Origin of the sequence: Streptomyces sp. NPDC050548 (assembly GCF_044457385.1) — a bacterium.
Classification (GTDB): Bacteria; Actinomycetota; Actinomycetes; order Streptomycetales; family Streptomycetaceae; genus Streptomyces.
Genome location: NZ_JBITGV010000007.1, coordinates 293,387 through 304,460 on the forward strand (window position 1 = coordinate 293,387; position 11,074 = coordinate 304,460).

An 11,074-nucleotide genomic window follows, 5' to 3' on the forward strand; every position below is an offset into this window, starting at 1 on the left:
CCACTCAAGTCATTGCTGGAGGAATCAACCATGGCACGTGCGGTCGGCATCGACCTGGGCACGACTAACTCCGTCGTCAGCGTTCTTGAAGGCGGCGAGCCCACCGTCATCACCAACGCAGAGGGCGCCAGGACCACGCCGTCCGTCGTCGCCTTCGCCAAGAACGGCGAGGTGCTCGTCGGAGAGGTGGCCAAGCGCCAGGCGGTCACGAACGTTGACCGGACCATCCGTTCCGTGAAGCGCCACATGGGCACGGACTGGAAGATCGAGCTGGACGGCAAGAGCTTCAACCCGCAGCAGATGAGCGCCTTCATCCTGCAGAAGCTGAAGCGCGACGCCGAGGCGTACCTGGGCGAGAAGGTGGCCGACGCGGTCATCACCGTCCCGGCGTACTTCAACGACTCGGAGCGTCAGGCGACGAAGGAGGCCGGCGAGATCGCGGGCCTGAACGTCCTGCGCATCGTGAACGAGCCGACCGCCGCCGCGCTGGCGTACGGCCTCGACAAGGACGACCAGACGATCCTCGTCTTCGACCTCGGTGGCGGCACCTTCGACGTGTCCCTCCTGGAGATCGGTGACGGCGTCGTCGAGGTGAAGGCCACCAACGGCGACAACCACCTCGGTGGTGACGACTGGGACCAGCGGGTCGTCGACTACCTGGTGAAGCAGTTCGCCGCCGGTCACGGCGTGGACCTGGGCAAGGACAAGATGGCCCTGCAGCGTCTGCGCGAGGCCGCCGAGAAGGCCAAGATCGAGCTGTCCAGCTCCACCGAGACCTCGATCAACCTGCCCTACATCACGGCCTCCGCCGAGGGCCCGCTGCACCTGGACGAGAAGCTCACCCGCGCCCAGTTCCAGCAGCTGACGGCCGACCTGCTGGAGCGCTGCAAGACGCCGTTCCACAACGTCATCAAGGACGCCGGCATCTCCATCAACGAGATCGACCACGTCGTCCTCGTCGGTGGCTCCACCCGGATGCCCGCCGTCGCGGAGATCGTGCGCGAGCTGACCGGCGGCAAGGACGCCAACAAGGGCGTCAACCCGGACGAGGTCGTCGCCATCGGCGCGTCCCTCCAGGCCGGTGTCCTCAAGGGCGAGGTCAAGGACGTCCTGCTCCTCGACGTCACCCCGCTGTCCCTCGGTATCGAGACCAAGGGCGGCATCATGACCAAGCTGATCGAGCGGAACACGACGATCCCGACCAAGCGGTCCGAGATCTTCACCACCGCCGAGGACAACCAGCCCTCCGTGCAGATCCAGGTCTACCAGGGCGAGCGCGAGATCGCGGCGTACAACAAGAAGCTCGGGATGTTCGAGCTGACCGGTCTGCCGCCGGCCCCGCGCGGTGTCCCGCAGATCGAGGTCTCCTTCGACATCGACGCCAACGGCATCATGCACGTGACCGCGAAGGACCTCGGCACCGGCAAGGAGCAGAAGATGACCGTCACCGGCGGCTCCTCGCTGCCGAAGGACGAGGTCGACCGCATGCGCCAGGAGGCCGAGCAGTACGCGGACGAGGACCACCGTCGCCGCGAGGCCGCCGAGTCCCGCAACCAGGGCGAGCAGCTCGTCTACCAGACGGAGAAGTTCCTCAAGGACAACGAGGACAAGGTTCCCGCCGACGTCAAGACCGAGGTCGAGGCCGCCGTCGAGGAGCTGAAGGCCACGCTGAAGGGCGAGGACACCGCCGAGATCCGCACCGCCACCGAGAAGGTCGCCGCGGTCTCGCAGAAGGTCGGCCAGGCCATGTACGCCGACGCCCAGGCCGCGCAGGCCGCCGGCGGCGACGCCCCGGGTGCCGAGGCGCCCAAGGCGGACGACGACGTGGTGGACGCCGAGATCGTGGACGACGAGCGCAAGGACGGTGCCGCGTGACGGAGGAGACCCCGGGCTTCGACGAGAAGCCCGACGTCCCCTCCGGCGCCACCCCCGACGACGCCGAGCCGCAGGCCGCCTCCCCCTCCAGCAGTGGGGAGGGGGCGGCCCCGGCAGGGGACGCAAGTGCTCAGATCGCCGGTCTGACGGCCCAGCTGGACCAGGTGCGCAAGGCGCTCGACGAGCGCACCGCGGACCTCCAGCGGCTCCAGGCCGAGTTCCAGAACTACCGCCGCCGCGTCGAGCGCGACCGGATCGCGGTCAAGGAGATCGCCGTGGCGAACCTCCTGACCGAGCTGATGCCCACGCTCGACAACATCAACCGCGCGCGGGAACACGGTGAACTCGTCGGCGGTTTCAAGTCGGTGGCGGAATCGCTGGAGACCGCCGCGGCGAAGATGGGACTGCAGCAGTTCGGCAAGGAGGGCGAGCCCTTCGACCCGACGATCCACGAGGCGCTCATGCACTCGTACGCGCCGGACGTCACCGAGACGACCTGCGTGGCGATCCTGCAGCCCGGGTATCGCATCGGCGAGCGCACCATCCGCCCCGCGCGGGTGGCCGTCGCCGAGCCGCAGCCCGGCGCGCAGGCGGTCAAGGACGAGTCCGAGGCCGCCGACGAGAAGGACAACGGCCCTGAGGAGGGCTGACGCACACACCGGGCGGGCAGACACCGGGCGGAAGGAGGGACGTCGAGGATGAGCACCAAGGACTTCATCGAGAAGGACTACTACAAGGTCCTCGGCGTCCCCAAGGACGCCACCGAGGCCGAGATCAAGAAGGCGTACCGGAAGCTCGCCCGCGAGTTCCACCCGGACGCCAACAAGGGCAACGCCAAGGCCGAGGAGCGCTTCAAGGAGATCTCCGAGGCCCACGACATCCTCGGTGACCCCAAGAAGCGCAAGGAGTACGACGACGCCCGCTCGCTCTTCGGCAACGGCGGCTACCGCCCGGGGCCGGGCGGCGCGGGCGGCGGCAACTTCAACTTCGACCTGGGCGACCTCTTCGGAGGCGGCGCCCAGGGCGGTGGCACCGGTGCCCCCGGCGGCTTCGGCGGCGGCATCGGCGACGTCTTCGGCGGCCTGTTCAACCGGGGCGGCGCGGGGACGACCCGTACCCAGCCCAGGCGCGGCCAGGACATCGAGTCCGAGGTCACGCTCAGCTTCACGGAGGCCATCGAAGGGGCCACGGTCCCGCTGCGGATGTCCTCGCAGCAGCCCTGCAAGGCCTGTTCGGGCACCGGCGACAAGAACGGCACACCGCGCGTGTGCCCGACCTGCGTCGGCACCGGCCAGGTGGCGCGCGGCTCCGGCGGCGGCTTCTCGCTGACGGACCCGTGCCCGGACTGCAAGGGCCGGGGCCTGATCGCCGAGCACCCGTGCGCCGAGTGCAAGGGCAGCGGGCGCGCCAAGTCGTCGCGGACCATGCAGGTCCGGATCCCCGCGGGGGTCACGGACGGCCAGCGCATCCGGCTGCGCGGCAAGGGCGCACCGGGTGAACGGGGCGGTCCCGCGGGCGACTTGTACGTCATGGTGCACGTCGACACGCACCCCGTGTTCGGCCGCAAGGACGACAACCTCACGGTGACGGTCCCGGTGACGTTCGCCGAGGCGGCGCTGGGCGGCGAGGTCAGGGTGCCCACCCTGGGCGGGCCCCCGGTGACGCTGAAGCTGCCGCCGGGCACCCCCAACGGCCGCACCATGCGGGCCCGCGGCAAGGGCGCCTTCCGCAAGGACGGCACCCGGGGAGACCTTCTCGTGACCGTCGAGGTGAGTGTCCCGAAGGACGTCACGGGGAATGCTCGTGACGCACTTGAGGCGTACAGAGAGGCCACTGCGGGTGAGGACCCGCGGGCGGAGCTGTTCCAGGCCGCGAAGGGAGCATGAGAGAGATGGACGGCCGTCGACGCAACCCGTACGAGCTGACCGAGGAGACCCCGGTCTACGTCATCTCGGTGGCGGCCCAGCTCTCCGGCCTGCACCCGCAGACGCTGCGCCAGTACGACCGCCTCGGCCTGGTCTCCCCGGACCGCACGGCCGGGCGCGGCCGGCGCTACTCGGCCCGTGACATCGAACTGCTGCGCACCGTCCAGCAGTTGTCGCAGACCGAGGGCATCAACCTGGCCGGCATCAAGCGCATCATCGAGCTGGAGAACCAGGTCGTGGCGCTCCAGCAGCGCGTCGCCGAACTCCAGGCGGCGGTCGACGGAGCGGCGGCGGCGATCCAGCAGCGGGAGGCGGCGGTGCACGCTTCGTACCGGCGCGACCTGGTCCCGTACCAGGAGGTCCAGCAGACCAGCGCGCTGGTGGTGTGGCGGCCGAAGCGGCAGTCCTCGGACTGACGCGCCGACAAACTGTGAAGGAGCCCGGAGGCTCACCCGCCTCCGGGCCCCGTCCCGGTTGTGCGATCTTTGCCCACTCATGAACTCCCGTTGAGTGGAGGGTCGGTAAAGAGCGTTTGGATGGGGTTCCGCAACGTCTCCACATACCAAACGGAACGTGGCGTTGCCATCTCGTTAAGTAGTTCCGCTTGACGCCGATGGCCGCAGCCGCGTTGGCTTTTCAGTCACCTGGGTTGCAATGCTGCGCCCACGTCCGGACGGCACCAGAAGTGAGCTCACCAATGCGTCGTATCGCCATATCCGTGGCCGCGTCCTCGCTGGCCCTGCCCCTGGCCGCCTGTGGCGTGCTCAACTCGTCGGGGAGCAGCTCGGACGCCACCCCGGCCAAGGGCAACGACATCACGGTGGGCGTCCTCATGCCGGAGAAGACGAACACGCGGTACGCGGAGTTCGACTTCCCGATCATCAAGTCGACGGTCAGCGAACTGACCGACAAGAAGGGCAAGGCCGAGTACGAGAACGCGGGCGGTGTCGCGAGCGTCCAGGACACGCAGATGCAGAAGATGATCGACCAGAAGGTCGACATCATCATCCTCGACTCCGTCGACTCGCACCTCATCCTGCCCATGGTGAAGAAGGCCAAGGCCGCCGGCATCCCCGTCATCGCCTACGACCGCCTGGCCGAGGGACCGATCGACGCGTACGTCTCCTTCGACGGCGAACTCGTCGGCGAGGTGCAGGGCCGCTCCCTGGTCGAGGCGCTCGGCAGCGACGTGGACACCTCCGACAAGGTCGTCATGATCAACGGCTCGCCGACCGACCCCAACGCCGGGGTGTTCAAGGCGGGGGCGCTGTCCGAGCTGCAGGGCAAGGTGACGGTCGCCGCGAGCTACAACACCAAGGCCTGGGACCCGGTCATCGCCCAGAAGGAGATGACCGAGGCGATCGACAAGCTCGGCAAGGACAACATCGCCGCGGTGTACTCCGCCAACGACGCCATGGCCGGCGGCATCGTCAAGGCCCTGCAGAACGCGGGCGTGACGAAGATGCCGCCCATCACCGGCCAGGACGCCGAACTCACCGCGGTGCAGCGGATCGTGACCGGCGAGCAGTACATGAGCGTCTACAAGCCCTACCCCGACCTCGCCGAGGCCGCCGCGAAGATCGCGGTCGCCAGGGTCCAGGGCAAGGACATCGAGTTCGACGCCCTCACCCGTGACTCGGTGGACAGCCCCACCAACAAGAAGATCCCGGCGCAGCTGGTGTCCGTGGTCGCGCTGACGAAGGACAACATCAAGACGACGGTGGTCGCGGACGGGATCTACAAGATCTCCGACATCTGCACCAGCAAGTACAAGACGGCTTGCGACGCGGCCGGGTTGAAGTAGCGGGGGTTCGGTCGGCGGCGCCGACGGCGCGGACCCGCCCGTCGTCGCTGCCCACGTACGCGACCCCGCCGGCCACGGCGGGCGAGGGGCGTACGGCCCCGCCGAACGCGCTGAGCACCGGCACCACGGCTCCGGCGGTCACCCGGTCGACGCCTTTGGCTCCCGGGGCGGCGGCGCCCCTTAGGGCGGCGTACGCAAGCGCGGCGCGTCGAGGCCGAGTTCGTGTGTTTCGGCCCGAAGTCGGGTCTCAGCCCTGGGACTTGACGTGCCGCAGGAGGGCGGCGAGTTGCTCCGGCGCGGCGGCCAGGATGACGTCCGGGGTGTCGCTCTCGCGGAGGCGGATCGTTTTGTCGGGGGCGGTGGCGAGGTAGAGGCAGTTCTGGTCGGGGGCTCCGCTGAACGAGGACTTCTGCCAGTGCGGTTCGGACATGCGGGCCTCCTAGAGCGTGTAGAGCAGGTGCTGGATGAGGGAAAGGGAGTCCTTCACCGAGTGTGCTTCGGGGGCCAACGATACGTCGACGGGATCAAGGGCGTTGTCGGCGAGCCGGGCGAACAGCGAGCTGTACTGCTCCAGTTGGGTCGGCTCGCGCAGGTAGTCGGTGCCCGTCGCGCGGTCCAGGACCACGGTGCCGAGCCGCGACGCGCGGGGGACGGCATGGACGAAGTTCCCGCTGAGTGCTGCGTACGCCTGCGCGCTGAACGGATAGACCTGGATGGTCACGTGGGGGAAGCGGGCCAACTCGATGAGCCGCACCAGCTGTTCGCGTACGACCTGGGCGCTGCCGAACCTCATGTGCAGCGCCGCCTCGTGGATCACGGCATGGACGGAGGGCGGGTTCCTGTCGGTCAGGATGCTCTGCCGTTCCAGGCGGAACCTCACGGCTTCGTCGATGTTCCCGAAGCCCAGCTCGGGGCTGTTGAAGATGGCCCGCGCGTAGTCCGCGGTCTGGAAGATCCCGGGGATGAACAGGGACTCGTGCACCCGTAGGGCCACAGCCTGGGCTTCCAGTTCGGCGAGGTTGAGGCCGCCGGAGCCCAGGTGCTTCTTGTATGCGCTCCACCATCCCTTGCCGGTCGCCTCGGACATGGACACCAGTGCGTCAATATAGGGCTTGTCTGTGCAACCGTATGTCTGGCACAGCTCCAGGAGTCGCTCGGTCAGGATCGATGTACGGCCCAGCTCGATGTGGCTGAGCTGGGCGCGGCTCATGCCGATCCGCTGGCCTGCTTCAGCTGCGTTCAACCCCGCTTGTTCGCGCAGTTGTTTGAGCTCGAAGCCCAGGCGGTGCTGACGTTCGCTGATGGTGGTGCGTAGTCCCACTGTTACTCCTTGGCGGCTTCGTCGAAGTCTGCACTGCGCGGAGTGGTTGGTCCATCGACTTCTGCGAACAGGTTGAGATGTATAACCCTTTGCCTCTACGGTGAGTGCGGAGTCGGTTACACACCGAGTCCGCTCAACTCCCCCTGCCCATAAGCCGACAGAGCACCCGCACGCCGGGCGTCGCCATCGCCGGGCACGGACCCCTCGTACACCGGAGGCCAAACCCATGGACCCAGCCCGCCGCGCACCCCACCGCCCCGCCCAACTCACCCACGACTACAGCCTCTTCGCCCCCGCCGACGCCACCGCACCCCGCGTCTGCCGGGACTTCGTACGCGCCGTCCTCTTCACCCACGACCGCGAACCCCTCGTCATGCCCGCCGCCCTGTGCACCTCGGAACTCGTCACCAACGTCCACCTGCACACGAAGGGTTCCGCGATGATCCGCCTCCGGCTCGGCCCGGCCTGCCTCCGGGTCAGCGTCTTCGACGAGAGTCCGGACCCGCCCGTGGTCGCGCAGTCCACCGCCGGGGCGATCACCTGCTGGGGGAGGGGGCTCGCCCTCGTCGAGGAGATGGCGGACACGTGGGGAGTCGCGGGCGAGAGGGCGGGGCGGTTCGCGAAGGGGGTGTGGTTCGAGCTGGGTGGGTTCACGGGCGCGCCACCTGTCCGCATGACAGATCTTTCGGCGGACCTTGCTTGGCCGTACGCTGGAGACAGAAGCTGATTCCTGCGAGTTTTCCGCACAGAATGTGTTCTGACCTCAGAAGGGAGGTGATGGGCTGTGCTCCTGAGTTTCCGGATGGCGAACCATCGATCCCTCAGGGAAGAGCAGCAACTGTTGCTCGCGCCGGTGTATGACGCCGACCGGCCGGAAGGTACGGAGCGGCCGGCGGTCCCGGTGGTGGCGGTCTTCGGGGCGAACGCCGCAGGCAAGTCGAACGTGGTGGACGCGTTGCGCTACATGGCCCGCATGGTGCGCTCGTCACATCGTGAGGCGGAGCCGGGCGAGAAGATCGAGCGGTTCCCGTTCGTCCTGGACGAGGAAGCTGTGCATGAGCCGTCGTGGTACGTCGTGGACCTGCTGCTGGGCGGCACCCGGTACGCCTACGGCTTCAGTGTCGAGGACGAGCGCGTGCTCGACGAGTGGCTCTACAGCTACCCGCACGGACGCAAAAGGGTCGTCTTCCAGCGCAACGACCAGGATTTCACCTTCGGCGACACCTCACCGCGCAAGGAGCTCGACCTCGTCCGCAAGATCACCGCGCCGAACGTGCTCTTTCTGACCATCGCCGCCCGCTCCCAGCAGGAGGCGGTGCTGCCGGTCTACGAATGGTTCTTGCGGGCGCTTGCCTTCGAGTCGGGAGACTTTCGGACCAGGCGGCTGATTCTGCGGCGCATCGGCCGAATGCTTGAACACTCCGAACAGGTGCCGGCGATCGTCGGTCTTCTTCGCGCGGCGGACCTGGGCATCGTGGGGGTCGGAGCAGAGTGGGAGGAGGGCACGGGGGAGTCCCCCCGCCAGCGGGATTTCGCGATCCCCCGAGTCTGGGTGGAACAACAGGCCCGCCGAGGCACGGTCCGTCTCTCCTACGACGACCAGTCGGCGGGCACGAAGGCCCTGCTCGCGTACTCGGGCCCCGTGCTGAACGCACTGCGGGACGGAGGCCTCCTGGTCGTCGACGAGATCGACTCCAGCCTCCACCCACGGCTCACCGCTCACCTCATCCGGCTCTTCCAGCATCCGGCGACCAATCCGCGCGGGGCGCAGCTCCTGCTGACCACCCACGATGTCAGTCTTCTCGGCCGCAGCGGGGGCGAGGACATCCTCAAGCGGGACCAGGTGTGGTTCGTGGAGAAGGACGAGTACGGCGAGACGGCCCTTTTCCCGCTCTCCGACTTCAAGCCACGCCTGGAGGAGAGCCGGGAGCGCCGTTATCTCGGCGGTAGTTACGGTGCCGTACCGGTGCTCAGCGAAGAACTGTTCGCGGCAGCGGTCGCTCTGCGGGAGGGTACGGGTGGCGAGGACCCCGAAGAGTAGCGGGCGCCGTCGCCCGGCCTTTGAATCGGACCTGCGGCGGGTGGCGGGGAAGCGGGAGGCCAGACTGAGGCTGCTGGTCGTGTGCGGTGCCCAGGTGACCGAGCGGGACTACTTACGTGGACTGGTCGCCCACGTGGCCAATCCGGCCGTCACCGTCAGGATCACCACGAAGTCGTGCTCTCCCTCCCAGCTCGTCAAGTACGCGGAGGTACAACGGGACTTGTCCCCCGCCGACTTCGACGAGGTGTGGTGTGTCTTCGATGTGGACGAGTTCCTGGATGTACCGCGTGCGATCGCGATGGCCAGGGAGGCGGGCGTCGAAGTCGCGGTCTCCAACCCCTGCTTCGAGCTCTGGCTCATCCTGCACTTCGCGGTGCACACCGGGTACGCCGGGACATACCGCGAGTTGCTTCCTCACCTGACCCGGCACCTGTCCCGGTACGACAAGTCCCGGCTCGACTTCCGCCACTTCGCGGAAGGCTGGCGTGACGCGCTGACAAGGGCGAAGCCGCTCGCTCCGCAAGGCAAGGAATACGAGGTCAATCCGGCGACTGGGATGTGGTCACTGGTGGAGAGGATCGCCGGTCAGCGGTGAGGAGTTCATGTGCCGGCGAAGGGGAGCACTCGTGATCGAGACCGATGCCGAAACCGACCCGGACCAGTCCGACCTGGACGCGATCCTCTGGCGGGCGTGGAAGAATCTGGAGCCGCCAGACGGCTGTCGCGCCGAGATCATCGAGGGCGCCCTTGAGATCCAGCGCATCGGCCGCGTACGCCACGGTCTGATCGTCAACCGGCTGCGTGATGCGTTGCCCACGAGCGGGTCCGGGGACGGGTTCGGCGCCTATCAGGGACTGGCCGTTGTCCACGAGCGCAGTGTGTGGATCCCGGATCTCGTGATCGCACCACTGGAACTCCAACCGTGCGCGGATCCCGAGGACTTCGGGGTCGCCGCCTCCGCCGTGTGCCTCGTTGCCGAGGTTGTCTCGCGCGGCAGGCGCCACCAGGAACGTGACCGCGTCCGCAAACGCCGCGCTTACGCCCGCGCCGGCATCCCCGTCTACGTCATCATCGACGACTACGACGGCCACGGCACCGTTACCGTCGTGAACCACCCCCAGCCCGAAAAGGCCGACTGGAACGGAGTGCACAGCGTCCCCTACGGCACCGAAGTCACGATCCCCGAAGGCCCCGCCAAGGGATTCGTGATCGGCGAGGCGATCACCGGCCCGAAGCGGGGCTGAGACAGGACGCGACCCGGGGGCTACGCCACCCGCGTGAACTCCACCGTCACCTCCGGCGGCCCGCCCGCCACCCCCCGGTAGATCCCCTTGTGCGGAGTCACGTCGTCATAATCGCGCCCCCGCCCCACCACCACATGGGACTCGTCGGGCCGGGTCCGGTTCGTCGGGTCGTAGCCGCACCAGTCGCCCGCCCAGTACTCGATCCACGCGTGGCTCTGGCCGGCCACCGGGCGGTGCAGCTCCGCCTCGCGTTCGGGGTGGAGATAGCCGGAGACATAGCGCGTGGGCAGGCCCAGGCCGCGCAGCAGGGCGATGGTGACGTGGGCGATGTCCTGGCAGACGCCCGCGCCCTGTTCCCAGGCCTCGGTGGCGGACGTGTTCACGCCGGTGACTCCAGGGAGGTACGACACCCGGTCGGCGACCAGCGCCGAGACCGCCACCGCCGTCTCGTGGGGGTCGAGGCCCACGGCCGCCTTCCTCGCCTTCTTCAGCAGCTTCGGCGGGACCGTCGTACGCACTGTGGGGCCGATGAACTCCAACAGGCGGGAGTTCGTGGTGCGTTCGGTCACCTCCTGCCAGGTCGGGGCGGGGGCGAGCGCGTCCGCGGGGGAGGTCTCGACCAGGCTCGACGCCGTGATCGTGAGGTCCGCGTGCGGGTCCATCAGGTCGAAGCCGGTGACCTGGGTGCCCCAGTAGTCCCAGTACGACCAGGTGGGGGTCGTGGGGTTCACCGTGACGCGCGCGTCCAGTGTCGTCTGGCCGGGGAGGGTCAGGGGGGTCATCCGTACCTCGTTGTGGGAGGACACGGCCGCCTGGGCGTACGACACGCGGGTGGTGTGGCGGATACGAAGCCTACGGGTCATC

13 protein-coding genes are annotated in these 11,074 nt (G+C 68.2%); 9 read left to right on the top strand and 4 right to left on the bottom strand.

Going from position 1 to position 11,074, the window contains the following annotated elements:
• Positions 1-30 precede the first annotated feature (30 nt).
• From dnaK to ACIBJH_RS21735, 5 genes are all read left to right on the top strand, one after another.
• Positions 31-1,875, top strand: coding sequence for a molecular chaperone DnaK (gene dnaK / locus ACIBJH_RS21715; RefSeq protein ID WP_399118476.1), 1,845 nt, complete (start codon positions 31-33; stop codon positions 1,873-1,875).
• Positions 1,872-2,525 (top strand): nucleotide exchange factor GrpE, encoded by a 654-nt coding sequence (grpE, locus tag ACIBJH_RS21720; RefSeq protein WP_200711411.1) that lies wholly within the window; start codon positions 1,872-1,874, stop codon positions 2,523-2,525. The genes dnaK and grpE overlap by 4 nt, the downstream gene beginning before the upstream one ends.
• A 48-nt stretch (positions 2,526-2,573) precedes the next feature.
• Positions 2,574-3,761: a molecular chaperone DnaJ gene (gene dnaJ / locus ACIBJH_RS21725; RefSeq protein ID WP_200711410.1), complete on the top strand. Its 1,188-nt coding sequence runs from the start codon at positions 2,574-2,576 to the stop codon at positions 3,759-3,761.
• Between the two features lie 5 nt (positions 3,762-3,766).
• Positions 3,767-4,216 carry a heat shock protein transcriptional repressor HspR gene (locus tag ACIBJH_RS21730; protein ID WP_019070405.1) on the top strand — a complete coding sequence of 150 codons (450 nt, stop codon included), beginning with the start codon at positions 3,767-3,769 and terminating at the stop codon, positions 4,214-4,216.
• Between the two features lie 281 nt (positions 4,217-4,497).
• The gene (locus tag ACIBJH_RS21735; protein WP_399118477.1) at positions 4,498-5,604 is read left to right on the top strand and encodes a sugar ABC transporter substrate-binding protein; all 1,107 of its coding nucleotides are present in this window, start codon (positions 4,498-4,500) and stop codon (positions 5,602-5,604) included.
• Here ACIBJH_RS21735 and ACIBJH_RS21740 read toward each other — a convergent pair.
• The 3 genes from ACIBJH_RS21740 to ACIBJH_RS21750 all read right to left on the bottom strand — a co-directional run bounded on the left by ACIBJH_RS21740 (position 5,510) and on the right by ACIBJH_RS21750 (position 6,925).
• A complete protein-coding gene (locus tag ACIBJH_RS21740; protein WP_399118478.1) occupies positions 5,510-5,746 on the bottom strand; it encodes a PQQ-binding-like beta-propeller repeat protein in 237 nt (78 codons plus the stop codon). The genes ACIBJH_RS21735 and ACIBJH_RS21740 overlap by 95 nt on opposite strands.
• A 105-nt stretch (positions 5,747-5,851) precedes the next feature.
• On the bottom strand, positions 5,852-6,034 hold the full coding sequence (locus ACIBJH_RS21745) for a DUF397 domain-containing protein (RefSeq protein ID WP_399118479.1): 183 nt from the start codon (positions 6,032-6,034) through the stop codon (positions 5,852-5,854).
• 9 nt (positions 6,035-6,043) lie between these two features.
• The gene (locus tag ACIBJH_RS21750; RefSeq protein ID WP_399118480.1) at positions 6,044-6,925 is read right to left on the bottom strand and encodes a helix-turn-helix domain-containing protein; all 882 of its coding nucleotides are present in this window, start codon (positions 6,923-6,925) and stop codon (positions 6,044-6,046) included.
• A 226-nt stretch (positions 6,926-7,151) separates the two neighbouring features.
• Here ACIBJH_RS21750 and ACIBJH_RS21755 point away from each other — a divergent pair, with 226 nt between their 5' ends.
• The 4 genes from ACIBJH_RS21755 (at position 7,152) to ACIBJH_RS21770 (ending at position 10,210) form a co-directional block, all read left to right on the top strand.
• Entirely contained in the window at positions 7,152-7,652 is a 501-nt protein-coding gene (locus ACIBJH_RS21755; RefSeq protein WP_399118481.1) for an ATP-binding protein, read from the top strand.
• Positions 7,653-7,727: 75 nt separating this feature from the next.
• The gene (locus ACIBJH_RS21760; protein ID WP_399118482.1) at positions 7,728-8,966 is read left to right on the top strand and encodes an ATP/GTP-binding protein; all 1,239 of its coding nucleotides are present in this window, start codon (positions 7,728-7,730) and stop codon (positions 8,964-8,966) included.
• A gap of 79 nt (positions 8,967-9,045) precedes the next feature.
• Positions 9,046-9,561: an RloB family protein gene (locus ACIBJH_RS21765; protein WP_399118619.1), complete on the top strand. Its 516-nt coding sequence runs from the start codon at positions 9,046-9,048 to the stop codon at positions 9,559-9,561.
• Between the two features lie 31 nt (positions 9,562-9,592).
• Positions 9,593-10,210, top strand: a complete 618-nt coding sequence (locus ACIBJH_RS21770) for a Uma2 family endonuclease (RefSeq protein WP_399118483.1) — start codon at positions 9,593-9,595, stop codon at positions 10,208-10,210.
• Positions 10,211-10,230: 20 nt separating this feature from the next.
• Here the strand turns inward: ACIBJH_RS21770 and ACIBJH_RS21775 are convergent, their stop codons facing one another.
• Positions 10,231-11,073: a transglutaminase domain-containing protein gene (locus ACIBJH_RS21775; RefSeq protein WP_399118484.1), complete on the bottom strand. Its 843-nt coding sequence runs from the start codon at positions 11,071-11,073 to the stop codon at positions 10,231-10,233.
• Between the last annotated feature and the right edge of the window lies 1 nt (position 11,074).